The organism is Streptomyces griseus subsp. griseus (assembly GCF_000720255.1).
Taxonomy (GTDB): Bacteria; Actinomycetota; Actinomycetes; order Streptomycetales; family Streptomycetaceae; genus Streptomyces; species Streptomyces griseus_I.
Genome location: NZ_JOJE01000002.1, coordinates 198,080 through 222,306, shown reverse-complemented (window position 1 = coordinate 222,306; position 24,227 = coordinate 198,080). Strand labels below are relative to the sequence as shown.

At 70.1% G+C, this 24,227-nt stretch carries 22 protein-coding genes and 1 pseudogene; 14 read left to right on the top strand and 9 right to left on the bottom strand.

Annotation, left to right across the window (positions count from 1 at the left end):
* The first annotated feature begins 154 nt into the window (after positions 1-154).
* Positions 155-1,021 (top strand): hypothetical protein, encoded by an 867-nt coding sequence (locus IG99_RS04625; RefSeq protein WP_037670052.1) that lies wholly within the window; start codon positions 155-157, stop codon positions 1,019-1,021.
* Positions 1,022-1,207: 186 nt separating this feature from the next.
* Positions 1,208-2,059 carry a hypothetical protein gene (locus tag IG99_RS04620; RefSeq protein WP_037670050.1) on the top strand — a complete coding sequence of 284 codons (852 nt, stop codon included), beginning with the start codon at positions 1,208-1,210 and terminating at the stop codon, positions 2,057-2,059.
* A gap of 28 nt (positions 2,060-2,087) precedes the next feature.
* Here IG99_RS04620 and IG99_RS04615 read toward each other — a convergent pair whose 3' ends face one another.
* Complete coding sequence (locus tag IG99_RS04615; protein WP_037670048.1) at positions 2,088-4,484, bottom strand: HAD-IC family P-type ATPase; 2,397 nt, start codon at positions 4,482-4,484, stop codon at positions 2,088-2,090.
* Positions 4,485-4,582: 98 nt separating this feature from the next.
* Positions 4,583-4,846, bottom strand: coding sequence for a DUF2530 domain-containing protein (locus IG99_RS04610; protein ID WP_037670046.1), 264 nt, complete (start codon positions 4,844-4,846; stop codon positions 4,583-4,585).
* Positions 4,847-4,996: 150 nt separating this feature from the next.
* Here IG99_RS04610 and IG99_RS04605 point away from each other — a divergent pair, with 150 nt between their 5' ends.
* Complete coding sequence (locus IG99_RS04605) at positions 4,997-6,448, top strand: NCS2 family permease (RefSeq protein WP_037670045.1); 1,452 nt, start codon at positions 4,997-4,999, stop codon at positions 6,446-6,448.
* 16 nt (positions 6,449-6,464) lie between these two features.
* Here the strand turns inward: IG99_RS04605 and IG99_RS04600 are convergent, their stop codons facing one another.
* Positions 6,465-6,647 (bottom strand): ribbon-helix-helix protein, CopG family, encoded by a 183-nt coding sequence (locus tag IG99_RS04600; protein WP_037670244.1) that lies wholly within the window; start codon positions 6,645-6,647, stop codon positions 6,465-6,467.
* A 153-nt stretch (positions 6,648-6,800) separates the two neighbouring features.
* On the opposite strand from IG99_RS04600, the gene IG99_RS04595 reads away from it, so the two are divergent.
* From IG99_RS04595 to thpR, 3 genes are all read left to right on the top strand, one after another.
* Positions 6,801-7,238 (top strand): MarR family winged helix-turn-helix transcriptional regulator, encoded by a 438-nt coding sequence (locus IG99_RS04595; protein WP_037670042.1) that lies wholly within the window; start codon positions 6,801-6,803, stop codon positions 7,236-7,238.
* A 131-nt stretch (positions 7,239-7,369) separates the two neighbouring features.
* On the top strand, positions 7,370-8,650 hold the full coding sequence (locus IG99_RS04590; protein ID WP_037670040.1) for an MFS transporter: 1,281 nt from the start codon (positions 7,370-7,372) through the stop codon (positions 8,648-8,650).
* A gap of 29 nt (positions 8,651-8,679) precedes the next feature.
* Positions 8,680-9,252 carry an RNA 2',3'-cyclic phosphodiesterase gene (thpR, locus tag IG99_RS04585; RefSeq protein WP_037670242.1) on the top strand — a complete coding sequence of 191 codons (573 nt, stop codon included), beginning with the start codon at positions 8,680-8,682 and terminating at the stop codon, positions 9,250-9,252.
* Between the two features lie 196 nt (positions 9,253-9,448).
* Here the strand turns inward: thpR and IG99_RS04580 are convergent, their stop codons facing one another.
* The 3 genes from IG99_RS04580 to IG99_RS04570 form a co-directional block, all read right to left on the bottom strand.
* Positions 9,449-10,441: an aldo/keto reductase gene (locus tag IG99_RS04580; protein WP_037670038.1), complete on the bottom strand. Its 993-nt coding sequence runs from the start codon at positions 10,439-10,441 to the stop codon at positions 9,449-9,451.
* A gap of 44 nt (positions 10,442-10,485) precedes the next feature.
* On the bottom strand, positions 10,486-11,073 hold the full coding sequence (locus tag IG99_RS04575) for a Uma2 family endonuclease (RefSeq protein WP_037670037.1): 588 nt from the start codon (positions 11,071-11,073) through the stop codon (positions 10,486-10,488).
* A gap of 112 nt (positions 11,074-11,185) precedes the next feature.
* Entirely contained in the window at positions 11,186-11,935 is a 750-nt protein-coding gene (locus IG99_RS04570) for an SGNH/GDSL hydrolase family protein (protein ID WP_037670034.1), read from the bottom strand.
* Positions 11,936-12,048: 113 nt separating this feature from the next.
* On the opposite strand from IG99_RS04570, the gene IG99_RS04565 reads away from it, so the two are divergent.
* The 4 genes and pseudogenes from IG99_RS04565 to IG99_RS49500 all read left to right on the top strand — a co-directional run.
* The gene (locus IG99_RS04565; RefSeq protein ID WP_037670033.1) at positions 12,049-13,035 is read left to right on the top strand and encodes a hypothetical protein; all 987 of its coding nucleotides are present in this window, start codon (positions 12,049-12,051) and stop codon (positions 13,033-13,035) included.
* 139 nt (positions 13,036-13,174) lie between these two features.
* Positions 13,175-14,710, top strand: coding sequence for a cellulase family glycosylhydrolase (locus IG99_RS04560; RefSeq protein ID WP_037670032.1), 1,536 nt, complete (start codon positions 13,175-13,177; stop codon positions 14,708-14,710).
* Positions 14,711-15,039: 329 nt separating this feature from the next.
* Positions 15,040-15,411, top strand: coding sequence for a hypothetical protein (locus IG99_RS04555; protein ID WP_234311753.1), 372 nt, complete (start codon positions 15,040-15,042; stop codon positions 15,409-15,411).
* A gap of 52 nt (positions 15,412-15,463) precedes the next feature.
* A pseudogene (locus tag IG99_RS49500) lies at positions 15,464-15,574 on the top strand (IS5/IS1182 family transposase); the annotation flags it as partial.
* 30 nt (positions 15,575-15,604) lie between these two features.
* Here the strand turns inward: IG99_RS49500 and IG99_RS04550 are convergent.
* Positions 15,605-16,123 carry a P-loop NTPase family protein gene (locus IG99_RS04550; protein ID WP_037670029.1) on the bottom strand — a complete coding sequence of 173 codons (519 nt, stop codon included), beginning with the start codon at positions 16,121-16,123 and terminating at the stop codon, positions 15,605-15,607.
* 213 nt (positions 16,124-16,336) lie between these two features.
* The gene (gene serC / locus IG99_RS04545) at positions 16,337-17,455 is read right to left on the bottom strand and encodes a phosphoserine transaminase (protein WP_037670028.1); all 1,119 of its coding nucleotides are present in this window, start codon (positions 17,453-17,455) and stop codon (positions 16,337-16,339) included.
* A 226-nt stretch (positions 17,456-17,681) separates the two neighbouring features.
* Between serC and IG99_RS04540 the strand changes: the two genes are divergently transcribed.
* The 4 genes from IG99_RS04540 to IG99_RS04525 all read left to right on the top strand — a co-directional run bounded on the left by IG99_RS04540 (position 17,682) and on the right by IG99_RS04525 (position 23,463).
* Positions 17,682-20,534 carry an FAD-binding and (Fe-S)-binding domain-containing protein gene (locus IG99_RS04540; RefSeq protein WP_037670026.1) on the top strand — a complete coding sequence of 951 codons (2,853 nt, stop codon included), beginning with the start codon at positions 17,682-17,684 and terminating at the stop codon, positions 20,532-20,534.
* Between the two features lie 106 nt (positions 20,535-20,640).
* Complete coding sequence (locus tag IG99_RS04535; RefSeq protein WP_037670024.1) at positions 20,641-21,786, top strand: lipid II:glycine glycyltransferase FemX; 1,146 nt, start codon at positions 20,641-20,643, stop codon at positions 21,784-21,786.
* Positions 21,787-21,938: 152 nt separating this feature from the next.
* Positions 21,939-22,886 (top strand): EamA family transporter, encoded by a 948-nt coding sequence (locus IG99_RS04530; RefSeq protein ID WP_037670021.1) that lies wholly within the window; start codon positions 21,939-21,941, stop codon positions 22,884-22,886.
* 85 nt (positions 22,887-22,971) lie between these two features.
* Positions 22,972-23,463, top strand: coding sequence for a nucleotidyltransferase domain-containing protein (locus IG99_RS04525; protein ID WP_037670018.1), 492 nt, complete (start codon positions 22,972-22,974; stop codon positions 23,461-23,463).
* A gap of 11 nt (positions 23,464-23,474) precedes the next feature.
* Here the strand turns inward: IG99_RS04525 and IG99_RS04520 are convergent, their stop codons facing one another.
* Positions 23,475-24,164: a DUF6882 domain-containing protein gene (locus IG99_RS04520; protein WP_037670014.1), complete on the bottom strand. Its 690-nt coding sequence runs from the start codon at positions 24,162-24,164 to the stop codon at positions 23,475-23,477.
* Between the last annotated feature and the right edge of the window lie 63 nt (positions 24,165-24,227).

The following is a 24,227-nucleotide window of genomic DNA, read 5'->3' as shown; positions in this document are numbered from 1 at the left end:
ACCAGTCCACAAAATCTTCACGTCCCGTACAACCTCTCGCCCCCGTCATGTATCTGACACATCGGAGTCAACGGACTCCGCGATCATCCGGGCCTCGACGTGATCACGAGTCGTGCGAACGACGACCGGCGGGGCCCCTCACAGTGGGGGGAACATGCGCATTCGTGCCACCGTCGCCGCCGTCACCGGCGCCCTGGCTCTGTCTGCCTTCGCCATTCCGGTCGCGCAGGCCGACGGGCACAAGCCGAACCTGGCCTCGTTGGTCCCGTCCAGCTCGAAGGCCACGCCGTCCGTCGCCGCAGCTCCGTTGGACGAATCCGAGGGTGACACCAGGGTCACGAGCGTGACCGTCAACGGCGGCAAGAACATCGTCGTGGGCACCACCGCGAAGAAGTCCTTCACCGTCTCCGTGACGGCCACCGACCCCGAGGGCATCTACGACGCCTTCCCTGTCCTGTGGCACGGTCAGGACATCGAAAATGTCGACGGGGCGATCGAGCCTGCGAACCTGGACGAGGAGCAGGTCGGCAGCTGCACCCACTCCAGCGCCACCACCGCGACCTGCAAGGTGACGCTCGTCGCCGACCCGGGCACGAACATCTTCCGCAACTTCCAGGCCGGCACCTGGAAGGTGTGGGTCGCTGCCGTCGGCAACGACGGCGACTACATCATCCGCGACGCTTACAAGACCGCCAAGGTCCAGCGCAACTCGACCCTCACGGTCAACGCCTCGCCCGAGCCGGTGCGCAAGGGCCGGACCATCACGATCACGGGCAAGCTGGCCCGCGCCAACTGGGAGGACTTCAAGTACCACGGCTACACCAGCCAGCCGGTCAAGCTGCAGTTCCGCAAGGCGGGCAGCAACACCTACAGCACGCTGAAGACCATCAAGACGAACTCGACGGGCAACCTGAGCACCACCGTCACGGCGTCCACCGACGGCTACTTCCGCTACAGCTTCGCCGGCACCTCGACCACGCCGGCGATCACCACCGCGGGTGACTTCGTCGACGTGCGATAAAACAGACCCGCACCGCGCCGGTTCCGGACCTTCCGGGACCGGCGTCGTGTTTCGTCATATGAATGCCAAAGCTTGTGCATGCGCGGACAAAATAATGATCCACCCCTACAACCCGACCCCCCGGCGGCGGATCTGAAGCAAGTGAGTCAACAGACTCCACTTCACTTCTCCCCCTGGGGAACGCACATGCGCATTCGTGCCACCGTGGCCGCCGTCACCGGCGCCCTGGCCCTCACCGCACTCGTCGTGCCGGCCGCGCAGGCCGCCGACGCCTCCTCCGGCAAGGCCGCCTTCGGCGCCGCCACCGCCGACGGTCCGGCCACCGCCACCGCCACGCTCGACGTCACCTTCTCCAACATGAAGGTCAACAACGGCAAGAACATCGTCGTCGGCACCACCAACGTCGTCAGTTTCCCGGTGACCTACACCCTGACCCACCCGTCCGGGATGGACGTCAGCGAGGACAACTTCGCCAGCGGTCCGCTGATCTACCACGGCACCTCGGTGACCAGCCCGGACAACGAGATCATCAGCGACGACCCGGCGACCTGCACCGTCACGTCGTCCACCACCCTCAGCTGCAAGGGCACCGTCTCCATCCGCCCCGCCGACGGCGACCTGTACAACTCCGACGCCGGCACGTGGAACGCGGGCGGCCTCGCCGTCACCCAGAACGGCGACACCAAGACCCAGGGCGGCCTCGGCACCACCAAGGTCCAGCGCTACTCCAAGCTGACGGTCAACGCCGGCCCCGAGCCCGTCACCAAGGGCAAGACCGTCACGATCACTGGCAAGCTGTCCCGTGCCAACTGGGAGGACAACGCGTACCACGGCTACACCGGCCAGTACGTCAAGCTCCAGTTCCGCAAGGCGGGCACGAGCACGTACACCACGCTCAAGACCATCAAGACCGACTCCTACGGCAACCTGAAGACCACCGCCACGGCGTCGGTCGACGGCTACTGGCGCTACAGCTTCGCCGGGACCACGACCACCCCCGCGGTCAGCGCCGCGGGCGACTACGTCGACGTCAAGTAGTCGAGCACGGGCCACAGAGGCTTGAGGCCTAGTCGGGAAAGCGGCGGTCGACCCACTTCCACACCACTTCCAGGGCGGCCGCCGCCACCACCGCGATGCCCACCGCGATCCACGGCATCGCCACCCCGACCAGCTTCAGCGCGAAGAAGTGCTGCAACCCCGGCACCATCAGCACACACAGGAATGCCACGCCCATCGCGGCGACCAGCGCGATCCGCCACCAGGTGTAGGGACGGGCGATGATCGCCAGTACCCACATCGAGATCAGGAACAGCGTCAGCGTCGCCGCGCTGGTCTCCGCGTCCAGCGCGCCGCTGCCGGTGTAGTGGTGCCGGGCCAGCAGATACGTCACGAAGGTCGCGGCACCGGCCACCACCCCGCCCGGGACGGAGTACCGCATCACCCGCCGGACGAAGTGGGGCCTGGCCCGTTCCTTGTTCGGGGCGAGGGCCAGGAAGAAGGCGGGGACGCCGATGGTGAGGGTGGACAGCAGCGTCAGGTGCCGGGGCAGGAACGGGTACTCCACTCGCCAGCACACCACCAGCAGGGCCAGCAGCACCGAGTAGACCGTCTTCACCAGGAACAGCGTGGCCACCCGGGTGATGTTCCCGATGACCCGTCGCCCCTCCGCCACCACCGACGGCAGGGTGGCGAAGCTGTTGTCGAGCAGCACGATCTGCGCGACGGCGCGGGTGGCCTCGGAGCCCGAGCCCATCGAGACGCCGATGTCGGCGTCCTTCAGGGCGAGGACGTCGTTGACACCGTCGCCGGTCATGGCGACCGTGTGCCCGCGCGACTGCAGGGCGCCCACCATGTCCCGCTTCTGCTGCGGGGTGACCCGCCCGAACACCGTCGCGCCGTCGAGGGCCTTGCCCATCCCGTCCTGGTCGGCGGGGAGCCGGCGCGCGTCCACCGTTTCGCCGGAGAGCCCCAGCTTGCCGGCGACGGCGCCGACCGACACCGCGTTGTCGCCGGAGACGACCTTGGCGTGGACGTCCTGCTCGGCGAAGTAGCGCAGGGTGTCGGCGGCGTCCGGCCGCAGCCGCTGCTCCAGTACGACCAGGGCGGCGGCCCGCGCTCCGTCGCCGACGGTGGGATCGGCGAGGTCGTGGCGGGCACGGGCGAGCAGCAGCACCCGCAGGCCCTGCTCGTTGAGCCGGTCGGTCTCGTGGAGGGCGGGATCGTCGTCGGCGAGCAGGACGTCGGGGGCCCCCAGCAGCCACGTACTGCTCTGACCGTCGCCCTCGCTGAAGGTGGCGCCGCTGTACTTGCGGGCGGAGGAGAACGGCAGGGACTCGGTGCAGCGCCAGTCCTCGGCGTCGGGGTAGGCGTCGACGATCGCCTGGAGGGAGGCGTTGGGCCGCGGATCGGACTCGCCGAGCGCCCCGAGCACCTTCCGTACGTACGACTCGTCGCTGCCGTTGAGCAGGCGCACCTCGGTGACGTCCATGCCGCCCTCGGTGAGGGTGCCGGTCTTGTCGAGGCAGACGGTGTCGACGCGGGCGAGGCCCTCGATGGCGGGCAGCTCCTGCACGAGGCACTGCTGACGGCCGAGCCGGATCACGCCGATCGCGAAGGCGACGGAGGTGAGCAGGACGAGCCCCTCGGGGACCATGGGGACGATACCGCCGACGGTGCGGGCGACGGAGTCCTTGAGGTCGTTGTCCTTCACGAACAGCTGGGTGATGACCAGGCCGATCGCCGCCGGGACCATCATCCACGTCACGTACTTGAGGATCGTGGAGATGCCGGTGCGCAGCTCGGACTGGACGAGGGTGAAGCGGGACGCCTCCTCGGCGAGCTGGGCGGCGTAGGCCTCGCGGCCGACCTTCGTGGCCTTGAAGGCTCCGCCGCCGGCGACGACGAAACTGCCGGACATCACCTGGTCGCCGGGGTGCTTGACGACGGGGTCGGCCTCGCCGGTGAGCAGCGACTCGTCGATCTCGAGGCCGTCCGCCTCGACGCAGACGCCGTCGACGACGACCTTGCCGCCGGGGCCGATCTCGATGAGGTCGTCCAGGACGATGTCACCGGTGGCGACCTCGGCGGCGGTGCCGTCCCGCCGTACGGTCGGGCGGGCCTCCCCGATCACGGCGAGCGAGTCCAGGGTCTTCTTCGCGCGCCACTCCTGGACGATGCCGATGCCGGTGTTGGCGAGGATCACGTAGCCGAAGAGGCTGTCCTGGAACGGTGCGACGAACATCATGATCAGCCAGAGGACGCCGATGATCGCGTTGAACCGGGTGAAGACGTTGGCGCGGACGATCTCGGCGGTGGACCGGCTGCTGCGCACCGGCACGTCGTTGACCTGCCCGCGTGCGACGCGCTCCGCGACCTCGGCGGCCGTCAGCCCCGTCGCCGGGCCGACGGGGACCGGCACGGGGTGCACAGGGTCGAGTTCCGCTCCGGCGTCGATATGCGTCATGCATTCGACGGTACGTGCGGATTTGGGCCTTCACCCGCCGAGTGGGCGGAAGATCCGACCAGGGGAGGACGGAAGTCCTGCGGTGGTAGTACGCGGGGCTACTCGACGGCCGACTTCCGTGTCGCGTCCCGCTTGATCGCCGCGTCCCGCCTGCGGACGTAGTACACGCCGATCAGCCCGAGCCCGCCCCCGGCCAGGCAGGTCCACAGCCACCACAGGTGGTCGTGGTCGTCGAACCAGCCGTAGAAGGGGAGCTGGACCAGGAAGAGGGCGAACCAGACGATCGTGCCGCCGGTGATGGTGGCGACCACGGGGCCCTCCAGGGGCTCCGGCGCCTCGTGCTGTGGTGTCCACTTCGCCATGGGGACAGCTTACGAGGAGGTCACATCTACGCGCGGAGATGGCGGTGCCCGACTCATATGTTCATACTGAAACAGTTTGTTTCCAGTCACTCCTGTTCGTATGAAACGCCAACGGCGCCTGAGGGAAGTCCGATGGTGATGAGGTCACGCATGCCCACCTCGGCCCCCGCCAAGGTTCCCGCGCCCGAACAGCCGGGCGGCTCGTCCGCGTACGGCGCACTCGACCGCTACTTCAAGATCTCCGAGCGGGGAAGCACCCTCGCCCGCGAGGTCCGCGGCGGTCTCGCCACCTTCTTCGCGATGGCGTACATCATCGTGCTGAACCCGATCATCCTCGGCAGCGCGAAGGACATGTACGGGCATCAGCTGGACAACGGCCAGTTGGTCACCGCCACGGCCGTGACCGCGGCGTTCACCACGCTGCTCATGGGCGTCGTCGGCAACGTTCCGATCGCCCTCGCCGCCGGCCTCGGCGTCAACTCCGTCGTCGCGCTCCAGCTGGCCCCCCGGATGTCCTGGCCGGACGCCATGGGCATGGTGGTCCTGGCCGGCTTCGTCGTGATGCTGCTCGTCGCCACCGGTCTGCGCGAGCGCGTCATGAACGCCGTCCCCTACGGCCTGCGCAAGGCGATCGCCATCGGCATCGGCCTGTTCATCATGCTGATCGGGCTCGTCGACTCCGGCTTCGTCTCCCGCATTCCGGACGCCGCCCACACCACCGTCCCGCTCCAGCTCGGCGCCGACGGCCACCTCACCGGCTGGCCGGTGCTCGTCTTCATCCTGGGCACCCTGCTCACCCTCGCGCTCATCGTCCGCAAGGTCTCCGGCGCGATCCTCATCTCGATCGTCGCGATGACGGTCCTGGCCGTGGTCATCAACGCCGTCGCCAAGGTGCCGTCCTGGGGCCTGACGACCCCGAAGTGGCCCGGCAACCCGGTCGCCAGCCCCGACTTCGGCCTCATCGGCAAGGTCAGCCTGTTCGGCGGCTTCGACAAGGTCGGCGTCCTGACCGGCGTCCTCTTCGTCTTCACCGTGCTGCTGTCCTGCTTCTTCGACGCCATGGGCACGATCATGGGCGTCAGTGACGAGGCCAAGCTGACCGACGCCCAGGGCCAGATGCCCGGCATCAACAAGGTCCTCTTCGTCGACGGCATCGCCGTGGCCGCCGGTGGCGCCAGTTCCTCCTCGGCCACCACCTGCTTCGTGGAGTCCACGGCCGGTGTCGGCGAGGGGGCCCGCACGGGCCTCGCGAACGTCGTCACCGGCGCGCTGTTCGGCGTCGCGCTCTTCCTGACCCCCGTCGCCACAATGGTCCCGTCCCAGGCCGCCACCCCGGCCCTGCTCGCGGTCGGCTTCCTGATCCTGGCCGGCTCGGTCAAGGAGATCGACTGGGCGGACCACACGATCGCCGTCCCGGCCTTCGTGACGATGGTGATGATGCCGTTCACCTACTCGATCACCAACGGCATCGGCATGGGCTTCATCACCTTCGTCGTGCTGCGCCTGGCGGCGGGCCGGAGCAAGGAGATCCCGGCCGCGATGTACGTGGTGGCGGCGGTGTTCGCCTTCTACTACCTGATGCCGGCCCTGGGCCTGACCTGACGGACCCGACACGGGATCAGGCGATCCCGTAGAACTTCTCCGTCTCCTCGACGGCGGTCTGGAACCGCTCGTCGAAGTCATCGCGAATGAGCGTCCGGACGACATAGTCCTGGACGCTCATTCCTCTTCTGGCGGCGTGTTCCCGGAGCCGCTCCAGCAGATCGTGGTCTATTCGCAGGCTGAGCACGCTGGTCCCCATGAACAGAGGGTCGCGGCACGCCTCGGGGCAGCGCGTCACGTTCCGCAGTGGTGTCACCCGGATGAGTGATAGTGCGGCCCAGTGGCCGGTTTCACTGCGGTCCCGCGTGTCCCCGGTGGTCTTTAGCGAGAGTAATGAGTTACGCTAAAGAACATGCCGGACCTCACCCATGGCGACGATGTGGCCGCCGTGAACTCCCTTCGATCAGCCGTGATGCGACTGTCACGCCGACTCAAGCACCAGCGGGTCGACGAGTCGCTCAGCCCCACCGAGATGTCGGTGCTCGGCACCCTCTCCCTCTGCGGCAGCGCCACACCCGGCGAACTCGCCCGCAAGGAACACGTCCAGCCGCCCTCGATGACCCGCATCGTGGCGCTGCTCGAGGCCAAGGGCCTGGTCCGTCTGGAGCCACACCCCGAGGACCGACGGCAGAAGGTCGTCACCAAGACGGAGCAGGCCGAGGCGATGCTCGAGGAGAGCCGCCGCAAGCGCAACGCCTTCCTGGCCTCCCTCGCCGACGGCCTCGACGAGGACGAGTGGGCGACCCTGCGCGCCGCCGCACCCGTCCTGGAGAAGCTGGCACACCTGTAAAGGGCAGTACGAACCGCAGTACGAGCAAAGGAAGAGGAGGCGAACTCACTTTGAGTTCGGGACCCGGAGCAGCTTCCGCCCCCGCACCTGACACCTACGATTCCCCGCCCGCCCGCTCTCGCAAGTCCTCGATGTTCAGCTCGCTGAGGATCCGCAACTACCGCCTCTTCTTCGCCGGCCAGGTCGTCTCGAACACCGGCACCTGGATGCAGCGCATCGCCCAGGACTGGCTGGTCCTCAGCCTCACCGGCTCCTCCACGGCCGTCGGCGTCACGACGGCCCTGCAGTTCCTGCCGATGCTGCTCTTCGGTCTCTACGGCGGTGTCCTCGTCGACCGCCTGCCCAAGCGCCGCACCCTCCTCTTCACCCAGACGGCGATGGCGCTCACCGGTATCGCGCTCGCGGTGCTGACCCTGTCCGGTCACGTCCAGGTCTGGCACGTCTACCTCGCCGCCTTCGCGGTGGGTCTCGCCACGGTCGTCGACAACCCGGCCCGGCAGTCCTTCGTCAGCGAGATGGTCGGCCCCGACCAGCTCCAGAACGCGGTCAGCCTGAACTCCGCGAACTTCCAGTCCGCACGCCTCGTCGGCCCCGCCGTCGCCGGCCTGATGATCACCGGCGTGGGCACCGGCTGGGCGTTCCTCGCCAACGGACTGTCCTTCGTCGCGCCCATCGCCGGCCTGCTGATGATGCGCGGCCGCGAGCTGCACATCGTCGAGCGCGCCCCGCGCGGCAAGGGCCAGCTGCGTGAGGGCCTGCACTATGTCGCCGGGCGCCCCGAGCTGATCTGGACGATCGTCCTGGTCGGGTTCATCGGCACCTTCGGCTTCAACTTCCCCGTCTACCTCTCGGCCTTCGCCGACGACGTCTTCCACGCCGGTGCCGGCTCCTACAGCCTCTTCAACACCCTGATGGCGATCGGCTCCCTCGCGGGCGCCCTGCTCGCGGCCCGCCGCGGCACGGCCAAGATGCGGGTGCTGATCGCGGGGGCGCTCGCGTTCGGCGCGATGGAGCTGGTCGCGGCGGCCGCCCCCTCGCTCTGGCTGTTCGCGCTGCTCATGGCCCCCATCGGCATGTTCGGCATGACGGTCAACGTCACCGCGAACACCAGCGTCCAGATGTCCACCGACCCCGCCATGCGGGGCCGGGTGATGGCCCTCTACATGATGGTGTTCATGGGCGGCTCACCCGTCGGCGCCCCGATCGCGGGCTGGCTCACGGACGCGTACGGGGTCCGGGTGGGCCTGGCGGCGGGCGGCGCGATCTCGGCGGCCGCGGCCGTGACGATCGGCCTGATCCTGGCCCGGATGGGCGGACTGCGCCTGTCGGTCGGCTGGAACCGCGGCCACCCGCACGTCCGCTTCGTCCCCCGTGAACCCGAGGAGCGGGAGCGGCTCGCGACAGTCGCGTGACCGCGCGGGGCGCGTGGCAGGGTGAGCCCATGAGACTCTTCGCCGCCGTGCTTCCGCCGACCGATGTGACCGACGAACTGGCCGCGAAGATCGCCGAACTGAAGGAGCTGCCCGGCGCGGCCGGCCTGCGCTGGACGGGCCGCCCGGGCTGGCACTTCACCCTCGCGTTCTACGGCGAGGTCGACGACGCCGTCGTACCCGACCTGTCGGCCCGCCTCGAACGGGCCGCCCACCGCACCCCCGTCTTCCCCCTCGCCGTCCGGGGAGGCGGCCAGTTCGGCCACGGCCGGGCCCTGTGGGCGGGGGCGCACGGCGACCTGGACACCCTGCGCCTGCTGGCCGACCGGTCGGAGGCGGCGGCGCGCAAGGCGGGCATCCCGATGGGGGAGCACCGCAAGTACAGGCCCCACCTGACGGTGGCCCGCAGCAGGGACGCCTTCCCCGTGCGGCCGTACGTCGAGGCCCTCCACCCCTTCACCGGCACCACCTGGACCGTCCGGGAGCTGCATCTGGTCCGCAGCGACCTGCCGACGTCCGGGGTGCCGGGCGAGCAGCCCCGCTACGAGGCGGTCGCCCGCTGGCCGCTCGGCACCGCCGGTTAGGCTCGATACGTGGACCCGAAAACCCGGAACCGGATCATGGCCGGTGTGCTTGTACTGATGTTCGTCGCTGTGGCGTTGGCGGCGGTGCTCGGTAAGTAGGGCCGAGGGAGGGCCGGGAACCGCACGTCGTCGGTCCGGTGCGGACCGTGGTGGGCCGATCGCGCAGTTCCCCGCGCCCCTCAGATCGCACCCGGGGTTACCAGGCGAACGCCTCCGGCGACGGCCCCGGGCCCGGGAAGATCTCGTCGAGCCCGGCGAGCAGCTCCTCGCTCAGCTCCAGCTCGACCGCGCGCACGGCGCCCTCCAACTGCTCGGCGGTACGCGGCCCGACGATCGGCCCGGTGACGCCGGGCCGGGTCAGCAGCCAGGCCAGCGCGGCCTCGCCCGGCTGGAGCCCGTGCTTGTCGAGCAGGTCCTCGTACGCCTGCACCTGCGCCCGTACGGAGCTGTTGGCGAGCGCGTCGGCGGAGCGCCCGGAGGCGCGGCGGCCGCCCTCGGCCTGCTTCTTCAGCACGCCACCCAGCAGTCCACCGTGCAGTGGCGACCACGGGATGACGCCGAGCCCGTACTCCTGCGCGGCCGGGACGACCTCCATCTCGGCCCGCCGCTCGGCCAGGTTGTACAGGCACTGCTCACTCACGAGCCCGATGGTCCCGCCCCGCCGCGCGGCGATCTCGTTGGCCTGCGCGATCTTGTAACCGGGGAAGTTGCTGGACCCGACGTAGAGGATCTTCCCCTGCTGCACCAGGACGTCGATGGCCTGCCAGATCTCCTCGAAGGGAGTGTTCCGGTCGACGTGGTGGAACTGGTACACGTCGATGTAGTCCGTCTTCAGCCGCTTGAGGCTGGCGTCGACGGCCCGACGGATGTTCAGCGCGGAGAGCTTGTCGTGGTTGGGCCAGGCCTGCCCGTCGGCGGCCATGTTCCCGTACACCTTCGTGGCGAGCACGACCTTGTCGCGCCGGTCGCCGCCCTTGTCGAACCAGCTTCCGATGATGCTCTCGGTGCGGCCCTTGTTCTCGCCCCACCCATACACGTTGGCCGTGTCGAAGAAGTTGATGCCGGCGTCCAGCGCCGCATCCATGATCGCGTGACTGTCCGCTTCGTCAGTCTGCGGTCCGAAGTTCATCGTCCCGAGGACGAGTCGGCTGACCTTGAGTCCGGTGCGTCCGAGCTGCGTGTACTTCATGACCGCCTAGCCAACGGCTTGGAGTGCGCTCTACGCAAGGGGGGTCAGTCGCGGGGGAAGTCGTCGGTCCTGAGGGTGAGGTCGACCACCGTGCCGGTCAGGTCGATGTCGGTGCCGAAGTCCACCGGCGTCCGCTGTTCGTAGTCACCTTCCTTGGGGTCGGTGTAGACGTAGCACCGCCCCTGGTAGGGGTCGGCGACGACATAGACCGGCACTCCGGCCTCCGCGTAGGCGAGCTTCTTCGGGCCGTAGTCGTTGTGGGCCGTTCCGTCGGAGATGACCTCGGCGACGAACTCGACGTCCTGATATCGCCAGCGGCCCTTGTCATCCGGCTTGGCCGAGTCCTTGAGCAGGGCGATGTCCGGGCAGAAGCCGTTCTGGTGGCCCGGGAAGTCGACGCGGACGTCAGAGAAGACCTTGACCTTCCTCCCGAATCTGTCTTCGAGGGCCCAGAGGAAGTGGCGGATGATCTCCCAGTGAGTGTCCCTCTGCGGTGTCATGAAGACGCTGCCCCCGACGATCTCGACCCTGAATCCTTCGGGGACGGGCATGTGCTCCAGCCGCTCGAACCACTCGTCCAGGCGCTGGGTGTTCGCGTCGGCCATCATGATCCTGTCTTCGAGGAGGGTCATCTTGGCACTCCTCCCCGGCGGCCCGTGGATGAGCGCCGCCGAGCAGTACAACGATACGCACGGTGACCAGGACACGGGTCTCTTGGCATATGCCACAGCGCTCCCGGGCCGGTCACCTCCGAACGGCGCGGTGGGACGACCCGCGCCCCCATGTGCGGCCCGGTGCCGGGTGACTCGCGGATCCCGTCGGCTCCCCGTACTCCCCGCCGATCCCCCATGCCTGGTGCATCGCCCCCGCGAACGCCGCCGCCAGTTTGTGCTCGCCGTTCGCGTTGGGGTGGGTGCCGTCGTAGGTGTCGGTGTGGATGTCGTACGACTCCGGGATCGAGGCCATCAGCAGGGGTGACGTCGGATCGTCCAGGTTCGCCGCCGTCTTCGCCAGCAGCTCGTTGAAGCGGGCGACCTCCGCGGCGAAGGGCGCGTCGGCCTCGGCGCGCACATTGGGGATCACCGGGAGGAGGACGACGCGGACATGCGGGTTCGCGGCGCGGGCCTCGGTGACGAACTCCCGCGCGTTGGCGGCCGTCTGCTCGGCGTTCGTGTAGAAGCCCAGGTCGATCAGCCCCAGGGAGACCAGCAGCACGTCGGCCCGGCAGGAGCGGACCGACTCGCGGATGGCCGGGGCCATGTGCAGCCAGCCCTCGCCCCAGCCCGCCAGGTGGGCGCGGGGGAAGTCCGGGTCGGCGTACTCGTACGACGTCGGCCCCTGCGTCGCCTTGTCGTACAGCGTCTCGCGGGGACCGACCACCTCGAACGGGGCGCGGTACGTCGCGCGCAGGTGCTGCCACATGCGGTACCGCCATGTGTGCTCGCCCGCGCTGCCGATCGTCATGGAGTCTCCGACGGGCATGAACCTGAGCATCCGCTCATGATGGACGATCAGCAGGGGAGTTGGGATGTGAGGCTGCCCACGCGTCGGGCGGGCACGCGGTGTCCACTCCGGCTTCACAACCCGGGGATGGCAAGCTGGACGTCATGCGCGCATTCCTCGGGGCGATCTCGGCCGCCGCTCTTGTCGTCCTGACGGGCGCCGGGCCCGCCACCGCCGCTCCCTCCGCCTCCGGCGACGACGGATTCACCATCGAGGACTCCCGCGTCACCGAGTCGAGCGGACTGGCCGCCTCCCACCTCCACCCCGGGATCTACTGGACGCACAACGACAGCGACGACGGCCCGTACCTGTACGCCGTCGACAGCGCCACCGGGAAGACGGTCGCGCGGGTCACCATGACCGGCGTGGGCCGGCCGCGGGACGTGGAGGCCATCTCCATCGGGCCGAACAACCAGATCTACGTCGGGGACATCGGCGACAACCTCGGCGGCTCCTGGTCCTACGTGTGGATCTACCGGCTGCCCGAGCCCAAGGAGCTGAAGGACCAGACGATCCGGGCGAAGCAGTACGTCGTGAAGTACTCGGACGGCGCCCGGGACGCCGAGTCGCTCGTCGTCCACCCCAAGACCGGCCGCGCCTACATCGTCGACAAGAACGAGGACGGCGGACACCTCTACGAGGGTCCCGCCAAGCTCTCCACGTCCGGCACGAACGTCTTCCGCCCCATCGCCACCGTCGACCTGTGGGCCACCGACGCCGCCCTCTCCCCGGACGGCAAGCAGCTCGCCGTACGCGGCTACCTCGGCGGCATCGCCTACGACTGGAACGGCGGCAGGATCAAACGACTCGAGCAGCTGGACGTGCCCCTGCAACGGCAGGGCGAGTCCGTCAGCTACTCCGCCGACGGCACGAAGCTGATGTACGGCAGTGAGGGGACCGGCAGTTCGGTGGTCGCGGAGGACGCGCCCGGTGAGAGCGGGTCCAAGTCGCCTTCCGGCGGCGGGAGTTCGTCCGCGTCCGATGACGGCAAGGGCTCCGACACGCCCGTGACGCTCAAGACGGGCGCGGTGGCCGTCGTCCTCGCCTGTGCCGCCCTGTTCGGCCTGAGCCGGCTCTTCCGCCGGCGCTGAGCCGTGTCCCGGTCTCGCGGCGGCTGAGGATCCGTCCCATGTATTGACGTGAACATGTGTTCCGTTTTCCATGGAGGATGCGGGGGTGGGAGCGCTCCCACTCGTTCCGGCCCGCGCCTCCCCGAGAGGAAGCAGCGACATGTTCCGCAGCTTGCGAAAAGCGCTGTGCGCGATGGCGGTGGCGCTCTTTTTACCGCTGGCGGGCGCGCACACGGCGAACGCGGCGGATGCCGCAGACGTGCGCGCCGCAGACGCCGGCGCCGGTTACTGGCACACCAGCGGCCGTCAGATCCTCGACGCGGCCGGACAGCCGGTCCGGGTCGCCGGCATCAACTGGTTCGGCTTCGAGACCGGCAACAACGTCGTCCACGGCCTCTGGTCCCGCGACTACAAGAGCATGATCGACCAGATCAGGGCAACCGGCTACAACACCCTCCGCATCCCCTACAGCGACGACATCTTCAAGAGCGGCACCGCCCCCAGCAGCATCGACTTCTCCAGCGGCAAGAACGCCGACCTCCAGGGCCTGAACTCCCTCCAGGTCCTGGACAAGATCGTGGCGTACGCCGGTCAGGACGGCCTGAAGGTCATCCTCGACCGGCACCGCCCCGACGGCGGCGGCCAGTCCGCGCTCTGGTACACCTCGGCCGTCCCCGAGTCGACGTGGATCACCAACCTCAAGGCGCTGGCCACCCGTTACAAGGGGAATCCGGCTGTCGTCGGCATCGACCTGCACAACGAGCCGCATGATCCCGCCTGTTGGGGCTGCGGCGACACCACGAAGGACTGGCGGCTGGCCGCCCAGCGCGCCGGCAACGCCGTGCTGTCCGTCAACCCCGACCTGCTGATCTTCGTCGAGGGCGTGCAGACCTTCAACGGCGTCTCCGGCTGGTGGGGTGGCAACCTGATGGGCGTCGCCCAGTACCCGGTCCAGCTCGACGTCCCCAACCGGGTCGTGTACTCCGCCCATGACTACGCCACCAGCGTCGCCCAGCAGAGCTGGTTCAGCGACCCTTCGTTCCCGAACAACATGCCGGGCATCTGGGACAAGTACTGGGGCTACATCTTCAAGCAGAACATCGCCCCCGTGTGGGTGGGCGAGTTCGGTACGACCCTCCAGTCGACGATCGACCAGAAGTGGCTGGCGGCGCTGGTGAGCTACCTGCGGCCGACCTCGACGTACGGCTCCGACTCCTTCCACTGGACCTTCTGGTCCTGGAACCCCAACTCCGGTGACACCGGCGGGATCCTGAAGGACGACTGGCAGACGGTGGACACCGTGAAGGACGGCTACCTCACCAGCGTCAAGGCCCCGGGCTTCCCGAGCGGCGGCGGAGGCGGCGGTGGGGGCGGCGGTGGGGGCGGCGGGAGTACGGCCGCCTGCGCCGCGACCTACACCGTCAGCAGCGACTGGGGCGGCGGCTTCAACGCCGAGGTGAAGGTGACCAACACGGGCACGACGGCGCTCAAGTCCTGGAAGGTCAACTGGACCTGGCCCGGCGCCCAGAAGGTCACCAGCATGTGGAACGCGTCCTACACCCAGAGCGGGGCAGCGGTCACCGCGTCCAACGCCGCCCACAACGGAGCGATCGCGGCGGGCGGTTCGGCGACCTTCGGCTTCGGGGGCGCGCCGGGGGGTGGGGGTGTGCCGAGTGTGAGCTGCACGGCGACATGAGAGAAGGGCGTCCGGCGGTGGTCACCGGGCGCCCTTGCCTACCAGCGGTGTCGCGCACGGCGACGGCCGGCCGAGCTGGACGACTTCGCCCTCGGCTGGGTGAAAGCGCGGAAGTCGAGCGCCTGAGCTGCTACACCTCTCAACCCATGACGGGCCGTCCTCGGGTGTGAGGGCGGCCCGCCCCCATCTGGAAGGCGCGCATGACCTGGACAGGACACTTCCACGGCTACGGCCCGTGGATCGGATCGCCAGACAGCTACCACCGGGAAGGCGACCGGCGGCCTCCGCATCCTGACCCTCCAGCGCCTCCCGCTTCCGACGACGACAAGATGGCCATCCGCGTCCTCCAGCGGTACCGCGAGGTGAGCGCCGAGTTTCCGGCCTCGAACCTGCCGCCCGTGATGTCGGGCCACTGGCTCATGAAACGCAGCCAGGCCAGCCATGAGCGGTCTTGGGCCGACCCCGTCGCGGCCCTCGACTGGCTGACCAAGCTGTTCCTCGACAACCTGCCGATGGAGCGGGAGGACGGGCGGCCGCCGTACGCGGGCTTGGACACCAAGCGTGATTACGCGCTCGATGTCCTGCCGGTCGGTGTCGATGTGAGCTGGGTGTATTACAACCGGTCGGGCAGCATGGTGTCGCTGAACGTGGTGTGCTGCCCGAACCGGCACCACCCTGATCTCACCTGCCCGCTGGCATGACGTCGGTTTGGAGATCGTCTCAACTGGCCTGATCACTGGGCTGGCTGCCGTGATGGCGATGGTGGAGCGTCTGGTGCCGGATGGGTTGTGGGAGTTCTTCCAGTGGGTAGTTCCGGCCGCTCCGGTACGGCCCCAGGGCGGTGGCCGCACCCAGCCCGTCGACGAACCAGGTCCCCAGTAGGCAGCCCGCCGGTCAGAAGGACGCCAGCCAGGCCGCGGTGTCGTCGGGGTGGCCGAAGCGGAGAGTGTCGAGAGGAGCGAAACGGGGATCGCGGACACGGCGCCCGACTTCGCGGCGGCGGCTCCCGTGTTGGGACCATGCCCACCAGGCCGGGTGCTCCCGGCTCAGCCAGCCCGTCCAGGTTTCCCTGTTGCCGCCGAAGAGAACCTCGCGTGTGACGGTGCGGTGGAAGGACCGGCGCAGGACACGGAGCATGATGACGCGTTTGGGATAGTCCAGCCAGATCACGGTGTCGGCCCGGTCCCACAACAGATCACGGACTTCTGGATAGCCGAGAGAGTCTATGACCCAGCAAGGCTTGGCGGTGAGCCTTGATACGTCTTCGGTGAAGTTGTTATTGATGGCCCAGTTGGGGCCGTTGTGGTACAGCGCGTCCATCTCGTGGTAGGGCAGGCCCAGACGACTGCTCAAGGCCCGGGCGAGCGTGGATTTGCCCGCACCGGTGACACCCACCACCAAGATCCGTTCCACGGGTGCACCCTATCCCGGCGCGCCGGCAGCAACGCTCCCGCTGCTCACCTGTCGCCGCCAACTCACCAATGGACACGTCGGTTTAGGTGGCCAGTGCGGCGTACTGGGCCATCCCGCGGCCCCTGCCACGGCCGTGTATGCGGGAGGGCGCCCCACGCATGTGGGGCGCCCTCGTCGTCGTTCGGGTCGTACGGGGTGTCGTACGGAAAGCGGCTAGAGCTTCTCGATCACGTAGTCGACGCACTTCGTCAGCGCCTCGATGTCCGCCGGGTCGATCGCCGGGAACATGGCGACGCGGAGCTGGTTGCGGCCGAGCTTGCGGTAGGGCTCGGTGTCGACGATGCCGTTGGCGCGCAGGACCTTGGCGACGGCGGCCGCGTCGACCTCGTCGGTGAAGTCGATCGTGCCGATGACCTGGGAGCGCTTTGCCGGGTCGGCCACGAAGGGGCTGGCGTACTTGATGTCCTCGGCCCAGCCGTACAGGGTGCGGGCGGAGGTCGCCGTACGCCGGACCGCCCAGTCCAGACCGCCCTGGCCGTTGATCCACTCCAGCTGCTGGTTGAGCAGGAAGAGGGTGGAGAGGGCGGGGGTGTTGTACGTCTGGTTCTTGCGGGAGTTGTCGATCGCCGTCGGGAGCGAGAAGAACTCCGGGACGTGGCGGCCGGACGCGTGGATCCGCTCCGCTCGCTCGATCGCGGCCGGGGAGAAGACGCCGATCCACAGGCCGCCGTCGGAGGCGAAGGACTTCTGCGGGGCGAAGTAGTAGACGTCCGTCTCGGCGATGTCGACGGGGAGGCCGCCCGCGCCGGAGGTGGCGTCGACCAGGACGAGCGCGCCCTCGTCGGCACCGGCCACCCGGTTGATCGGCATGGCGACGCCGGTCGAGGTCTCGTTGTGGGTGAACGCGTAGACGTCCACGCCCGCCTCGGCGACCGCCTCGGGGTGCGTGCCCGGGTCGGCGGAGATGATGTCCGGCTCGGCGAGCCACGGGGCGAGCTTGGCGGCCTTGGCGAACTTGGAGCTGAACTCGCCGAAGCTGAGGTGCTGCGACTTGTTCTCGATCAGGCCGTGGGTCGCGACGTCCCAGAACGCGGTGGAGCCACCGTTGCCGAGGATCACCTCGTAGCCCTCGGGGAGCTGGAACAGCTCGGAGATGCCCTCGCGCACCTGGCCGACCAGGTTCTTGACCGGGGCCTGGCGGTGGGAGGTGCCGAGCAGGGACGTGCCGGTGGCGGCCAGGGCGTCCAGCGCCTCCACCCGCACCTTGGAGGGGCCCGCACCGAATCGACCGTCGGCGGGCTTCATGTCAGCAGGAATCTGGATCTCAGCCACGGAGGGAGGTTAGCCCGTGGAGGAAACCTGGGCGAAACCTCGTCCGTCGGGTGAGACGGCGTTTCGGTGGGCGGACCTGGTGGCTGCCGCCCCACAGACCCCGATTCGGCCGCCGCTTCGGCCGCCGGCGCGGTCGAGGAACGGCCGCGTCCTCGATCGCCGGACGGCTGAGGACGGCCGAGACGGTCTTCTGTCTGCGGCCCGTCCGAACTGGTTTGCTGGACGTATGACGACGGATCTTGAGGGTGAGCTGCGCAAGGCCGTCCGAGGCGACGTCCGTTTCGACGTCACCTCCCGGGCCCTGGTCACCATGGACGCCTCCAACTACCGCCGCGTCCCGCTGGGGGTCGTCGCCCCACGTGACGCCGATGACGTGGTGGCCGTACTGGAGGTGTGCCGGGGGCGCGGGGTGCCCGTGGTGCCGCGCGGCGGGGGTACCTCGATCGCCGGGCAGGCCACCGGCACCGGGGTCGTGCTGGACTTCACGCGGTACATGAACCGGCTGGTCTCGCTGGACCCGGAGGCGCGGACCGCCGTCGTCCAGCCGGGCCTCGTCCTCGACCGTCTCCAGGAAGCCGCCGCCCCGCACGGGCTGCGCTTCGGGGCCGACCCCTCCACCCACAGCCGGTGCACCCTCGGCGGGATGATCGCCAACAACTCCTGCGGCTCCCACTCGGTGGCCTGGGGCACCACCGCGGACAGTGTGCGCGAGCTGGACGTGGTCACCGCGCGGGGCGAGCGGCTGCGGCTCGGGCAGGGCTGGGCCGGCGCGCCGGACGGGCTGCGGGGACTGGTCGACGGGGAACTGGCCCGGCTGCGCACCGGCTTCCCCGAGCTGCCCCGCCGTATCTCCGGCTACGCCCTGGACGCGCTGCTGCCCGAGAACGGCGCCGACGTGGCCCGCTCCTTCTGCGGTTCGGAGGGCACGCTGGGCGTGCTGACGGAGGCGGTCGTACGGCTCGTCGAGGCGCCACGCGCGCGTGCGCTGGCCGTTCTCGGCTACGCCGACGAGGGCGCCGCCGCGGAGGCCGCCGCCGGGCTGCTGCCGCTCGGGCCGCTGACGGTGGAGGGCATGGCGGCCGACCTGGTGCCCTCGGGGGCCGGCCTGCCCGAGGGGGGTGCCTGGCTGTTCGTGGAGACCGGCGGGGAGTCGCCGGGTGAGGCACGCGCGCGTGCGGAGGCGATCGTGCGCGCCGCCGACGTCGTCGACGCGCTGGTGGTGACCGACCCGGCGGGGCAGCGCGCGCTGTGGCGCATCCGGGAGGACGCGAGCGGTACGGCGACCCGGATGCCGGACGGGAGAGAGGCCTGGCCGGGGTGGGAGGACTGCGCGGTGCCGCCCGCCCGGCTGGGCGCCTACCTGCGGGACTTCCGGGGCCTGCTGACCGCGCACGGCCTGCGCGGCACCCCGTACGGGCACTTCGGGGACGGCTGCATCCACGTCCGCATCGACTTCGACCTCCTCACTCAGACGGGTATCGCACGCTTCCGCCGCTTCTCCGAGGAGCTGGCCGAGCTGGTCGTCGCGCACGGCGGCTCGCTGTCCGGGGAGCACGGGGACGGGCAGGCGCGCGCCGAGCTGCTGCCGCGCATGTACGGCGAGGAGATGGTCGCCCTCTTCGAACGGGCCAAGGGCGTGTGGGACCCCGACGACCTCCTCAACCCGGGGATGCTCGTGCGCCCCGCCCCACTGGACGCGGACCTCCGCTTCTCCGTCCTGCCCCGCGAGCCCGTCGACGTCGCCTTCGGCTACCCGGCGGACGGCGGCGACTTCTCCGCGGCGGTGCGCCGCTGCGTCGGGGTCGCGAAATGCCGTACGACGTCGGCGCCGGGGTCCGCCGTGATGTGCCCGTCCTTCCGGGCGACCGGCGAGGAGGCGCACTCCACGCGCGGGCGTGCCCGTCTGCTGCACGAGATGCTCGCCGGCGAGCTGGTGACCGACGGCTGGCGGTCGACGGAGGTCCGCGACGCGCTGGACCTGTGCCTGTCCTGCAAGGGCTGCCGCTCCGACTGCCCGGTCGAGGTCGACATGGCCACGTACAAGGCGGAGTTCCTCCACCACCACTACGCCGGTCGCCGCCGCCCGGCCGCCCACTACAGCATGGGATGGCTGCCGGTGTGGCTCCGGGCGGTGGCGCGGACCCGTGCGGCCCCGCTGGTCAACGCGCTCGCCTCCGTCCCTCCGCTGGCCCGCGCCGCCAAGCGGCTCGGCGGGATCGCGGCCGAGCGGGAGATTCCGCGGGTGGCGACGGAGACGTTCGGCGCGTGGTGGCGCCGGAGGGGGCGGGTCGCCGCCGAGGGCACCCTCGTCGTCCTGTGGCCGGACACCTTCACCGAGCACCTCTCGCCGTCCGTGGGGCAGGCGGCCGTACGCGTGCTGGAGGCGGCCGGGCTGCGGGTGGCGCTGCCGCCGACGGGGTCCGCGTTCCCACGGCGCCGGGGGCGGGTCTGCTGCGGGCTCACCTACGTGTCGACCGGCCAGCTCGACCGGGCCCGCGCGGTACTGCGCCGCACCCTCGACCTGATGGCACCGGTGCTCGCGACCTCCGCCCCGGTCGTCGTACTGGAGCCGAGCTGCGCGGCCGCGCTCCGCACGGACCTGCCGGAGCTGCTGCACGACGATCCGCGCGCGGCCCGCCTCGCCGCACGCGTGCTGACGTTCGCCGAGGCCCTGGAGCGCCACGCACCCGACTGGACCCCGCCACGCGTCGACCGCCCGGCCGTCGGCCAGACCCACTGCCACCAGCACGCGGTCCTCGGCGACGCCCCGGACCGCCGGCTGCGCGCCGCCGCGGGCCTGACCGGCGAGCTGAGCGGCGGCTGCTGCGGCCTCGCGGGCAACTTCGGCTTCGAGGAGGGCCACTACGAGGTGTCGAGCGCCTGCGCGGAGGAACAGCTGCTGCCGTCCGTGCGGGCCGCGGGGGAGGGTGCGGTGGTCCTGGCGGACGGCTTCTCCTGCCGTACGCAGCTGCAGCAGTTGGAGGGGGCGCGGGGGAGGCACCTGGCGGAGGTGCTGGCGGAGGCGCTGGGGGAGTCCCTGGAGGAGCCGCCGGGGAAGGGCATGCGGGGAGGCACGTGACGGACACCGACGCGCGGGAGACGTGCGGCACCCGGGACGGACAGGGCCCTGCTCCTAGGCTGGCAGGTTCAGCCAGGCAGTCCGGCCACCTCGAGGAGCCCCGCCCATGACCCTCCGCGTCCAGCCCATCGGCCGTGACGAGCACCTCGCCTTCGTCGCGGCCCGCGGCTCCGCCAGCCACATGCAGATCCCGTCCTGGGGTGATGTGAAGCCGGACTGGCAGGCGGAGAGCCTGGGATGGTTCGAGGAGGGGGATGGTCAGGGCGAGGGGGAGCGCGGGCGGCTGGTGGGCGTCGCGCTGGTGTTGCTGCGCCCGCTGCCCAAGCTGACGAGGTACCTCGCCTACCTGCCCGAGGGCCCGGTGATCGACTGGTCCGCTCCCGACCTCGACCGCAGGCTGGCGGCCATGCTGGCGTACCTCAGACGGCGGGGAGCCTTCTCGGTGAAGATGGGCCCGCCCGTCGTCGTACGGAGGTGGAGCGCGGAGGCGGTCAAGACGGCGATCGCCGACCCCGGGGCGCGGCGGCTGGGGGACGCCGAGGCCACCTCGTACGAGCCGGGCGCCGCCGAGATCGCCGACCGGCTGCGCAGCGCGGGCTGGCGGCGGAGCGAGCCCGGCGGCGAGGACGGCTTCGCGGCCGGTCAGCCCCGGTACGTCTTCCAGGTGCCGCTGGCGGGGCGGACCCTGGAGGAGGTGCACGCGGGCCTGAACCAGCAGTGGCGGCGCAACATCAAGAAGGCGGAGAAGGCCGGCGTCAAGATCGTGCGCGGCGGCTACGAGGACCTGCCGGCGTTCTACACCCTCTACACCGAGACCGCCGAACGCGACCGCTTCATGCCGCGCCCGCTGCCCTACTTCCAGCGCATGTGGACCGCGCTCACCGCCGAGGACCCCGACCGCATGCGGCTCTACCTCGCCCACCACGACGGCGAGGTCCTCGCCGCCGCCACGATGCTGACGGTCGGCGAGCACGTCTGGTACTCCTACGGCGCCTCCACCAGCCGCAGGCGTGAGGTCCAGCCGAACAACGCCATGCAGTGGCGCATGATCTGCGACGCCCATGAGCTCGGCGCCGCCGTCTACGACCTGCGGGGCATCACGGACACCCTGGAGGAGTCCAACCACCTGCTGGGGCTGCTCCGCTTCAAGGCGGGGACGGGCGGCGAGGCGGTGGAGTACCTGGGGGAGTGGGACTTCGCGCTGAACCGGGTGCTGCAGAAGGTGCTGGACGTGTACATGGCTCGGCGGTAGCGCCAAGGGCCGCGGGGACGCGGACGCGGGAGGACGAGCGGCAGCTGAGGTACAGGGGTATATCGCTTTACGCCCCTGACGTTAGGCCATTACTCTGGACCGCGCAGTACATCTAGGTGAACACATCCCCGAGCACCCGCACTGGAACGCCCGTGAGCACCCGCAACGCCGCCTCCCCGTCCACCTCTCCCGCCTCGGTCGCCCCCGGGGTGAGCCCGGCAGGCGGCGGGCCCCGTGCCCGACGCTCACTCGGGCCGGTCGGCCTGGTGCTCGCGGGGGGTGTCTCCGTGCAGTTCGGCGGCGCCCTGGCGGTCACCCTGATGCCGCGGGCGGGCGCGCTGGGTGTGGTGACCCTGCGGTTGCTGGTGGCGGCGGTGGTGCTGCTCGTGGTCTGCCGGCCGCGGCTGCGCGGCCACTCCCGCACGGACTGGGGCACGGTCGTCGTCTTCGGCATCACCATGGGCGCGATGAACGGCCTCTTCTACGAGGCCGTCGACCGCATCCCGCTGGGTGCCGCGGTCACCCTCGAGGTCCTCGGCCCACTCACCCTCTCCGTCCTCGCCTCCCGCCGCGCGGTCAACCTCGTCTGGGCCGCTCTCGCCCTCGCCGGCGTCTTCCTGCTGGGCGGCGGTGGCTTCTCGGACCTCGACCCCGTGGGTGTCGCGTTCGCGCTCGGGGCGGGCGCGATGTGGGCGACGTACATCGTCTTCAGCGCCCGTACGGGCCGCCGCTTCCCGCAGGCGGACGGTCTCGCCCTCGCGATGGGGGTCGCGGCGCTGCTGTTCCTGCCGCTCGGTGTCGCCGAGTCGGGTGCGAAGCTGCTGGACCCGGTGACGGTGGGGCTGGGAGCCGGGGTGGCCCTGCTGTCCTCCGTCCTGCCCTACACCCTCGAACTGCTCGCGCTGCGCCGCCTGCCCGCGTCGACGTTCGCGGTCCTGATGAGCCTGGAACCGGCCATCGCGGCAACGGCCGGCTTCGTCATCCTGGACCAGGCCCTGTCCCCCGCCCAGGCAGCCGCGATCGCCCTGGTCGTCGCGGCGAGCATGGGCGCGGTGCGGACCCAGGTGGGGCGGGGGAGGGCGGCGGTGCCGGAAGGCTGAAGGCCCGACACCGATCTTCACCGACGGCTGAGGACGGAGGGCTCCGTAGACTTTCCGCTCCGTGAGAGCGAAAGGAGCGTCGGCCGTGACGGGCGATGATGTGCTGGAGATCTTGGACGCGCTCCGAAAGGCCGGCACGGACGTCTGGATCGGTGGGGGCTGGGGCATCGACGCCCTCCTGGGGAGGCAGACCCGCCGGCATCGGGATCTGGACCTCATGCACCGCCATGAACAGGAGCCGACCGTTGTTGCGGCTCTTGCCCGGGTCGGCTTCTCCGAATCGCTCGACTGGCGCCCCGTCCGTTTCGTCGTCGCCGATGCGACGGGACGCGAGATCGACCTGCACCCTCTGGCCTTCGCGCCCGATGGAAGCGCCACCCAGGCTTCGTTGGACCCTGGCCGCCCGTTCGTCTATCCGGCCGCGTGCTTCGTCACCGGCACGATCCAGCACAGCACCGTTCCCTGCCTGTCCGCCGAACAGCAGGTCCACTTCCACCAGGGCTACGAACCCACCGACCGAGATCGCCACGACATGACCCAGCTCCGCGAAGCGTTCGGGATCACCACGCACTTCTGATCCGACTCCACTCAGGGCAGGATCTCGACCCGTACGTCCGCGATCCGGCCGACCGTGTCGAAGTCGACCTCGACCGCGCTGCCACCGGGCAACTCGGCGACGATCCGGTCCTCCTCGACGTGGTGGGGCACGGCGTGGTGGTCGAAGTAGCCGGCGACAACGTGCCGGGCGGAGTGCCCGATCAGCCCGGCTCCGGTGAGCAGCGTGCGCGGCAGCGTGACGGGGTCCAGGCCGGCGCGTGGGACCTGTGCGTCGTCGGGCAGGAAGTACACCTGTGTGGCGGGTCCCGCGGGGACGCCGATGTACCCGGGGGCCTCGGCCGCCCCCATCCCGGTGAAGGCGAGCATCTCGGCCGCGCGGCGCGGGTCCTCGAAGCCCGACAACCGCACGGTTTCCTCGGTCAGTTCGGCGATGCCGTGCGCCTGCCCGTACCGCTCGACCGCGGCGGTCAGCGCGACCACCTCGGTACCCCGCAGCCCCGGGTTCGCCCATCCCCACATCCAGGACTGCTCGTCCATGTCGTACGTGCCCAGTACGGCCACGCGCAGCTCCAGCTCCCCCTGCCGGTACAGGCACGACGGCAGGTCGGCGGTCCACGGCCCGTCGGGCAGGAACGTCGTCAGGGTGTCGAGCTGGGCCGCGCCCCAGGCCGCATGCCGTTCGGCCTCCAGGAGGAAGGCGTCGCTGAATTCTCTTGTCATGTCCTGACCCTATGGGGCCTTCGCGATCACATCTCGAACCGGGGGCGCACCACGAATTAATGC

Bases quoted from the DNA above. Each gene is read 5' to 3' on its own strand.
- IG99_RS04625 (WP_037670052.1), top strand. From the start codon at position 155: ATGCGCATTCGTGCCACCGTCGCCGCCGTCACCGGCGCCCTGGCTCTG.
- IG99_RS04620 (WP_037670050.1), top strand. From the start codon at position 1,208: ATGCGCATTCGTGCCACCGTGGCCGCCGTCACCGGCGCCCTGGCCCTC.
- IG99_RS04615 (WP_037670048.1), bottom strand. From the start codon at position 4,484: ATGACGCATATCGACGCCGGAGCGGAACTCGACCCTGTGCACCCCGTG.
- IG99_RS04610 (WP_037670046.1), bottom strand. From the start codon at position 4,846: ATGGCGAAGTGGACACCACAGCACGAGGCGCCGGAGCCCCTGGAGGGC.
- IG99_RS04605 (WP_037670045.1), top strand. From the start codon at position 4,997: ATGCCCACCTCGGCCCCCGCCAAGGTTCCCGCGCCCGAACAGCCGGGC.
- IG99_RS04600 (WP_037670244.1), bottom strand. From the start codon at position 6,647: ATGGGGACCAGCGTGCTCAGCCTGCGAATAGACCACGATCTGCTGGAG.
- IG99_RS04595 (WP_037670042.1), top strand. From the start codon at position 6,801: ATGCCGGACCTCACCCATGGCGACGATGTGGCCGCCGTGAACTCCCTT.
- IG99_RS04590 (WP_037670040.1), top strand. From the start codon at position 7,370: ATGTTCAGCTCGCTGAGGATCCGCAACTACCGCCTCTTCTTCGCCGGC.
- thpR (WP_037670242.1), top strand. From the start codon at position 8,680: ATGAGACTCTTCGCCGCCGTGCTTCCGCCGACCGATGTGACCGACGAA.
- IG99_RS04580 (WP_037670038.1), bottom strand. From the start codon at position 10,441: ATGAAGTACACGCAGCTCGGACGCACCGGACTCAAGGTCAGCCGACTC.
- IG99_RS04575 (WP_037670037.1), bottom strand. From the start codon at position 11,073: ATGACCCTCCTCGAAGACAGGATCATGATGGCCGACGCGAACACCCAG.
- IG99_RS04570 (WP_037670034.1), bottom strand. From the start codon at position 11,935: ATGCTCAGGTTCATGCCCGTCGGAGACTCCATGACGATCGGCAGCGCG.
- IG99_RS04565 (WP_037670033.1), top strand. From the start codon at position 12,049: ATGCGCGCATTCCTCGGGGCGATCTCGGCCGCCGCTCTTGTCGTCCTG.
- IG99_RS04560 (WP_037670032.1), top strand. From the start codon at position 13,175: ATGTTCCGCAGCTTGCGAAAAGCGCTGTGCGCGATGGCGGTGGCGCTC.
- IG99_RS04555 (WP_234311753.1), top strand. From the start codon at position 15,040: ATGGCCATCCGCGTCCTCCAGCGGTACCGCGAGGTGAGCGCCGAGTTT.
- IG99_RS04540 (WP_037670026.1), top strand. From the start codon at position 17,682: ATGACGACGGATCTTGAGGGTGAGCTGCGCAAGGCCGTCCGAGGCGAC.
- IG99_RS04535 (WP_037670024.1), top strand. From the start codon at position 20,641: ATGACCCTCCGCGTCCAGCCCATCGGCCGTGACGAGCACCTCGCCTTC.
- IG99_RS04520 (WP_037670014.1), bottom strand. From the start codon at position 24,164: ATGACAAGAGAATTCAGCGACGCCTTCCTCCTGGAGGCCGAACGGCAT.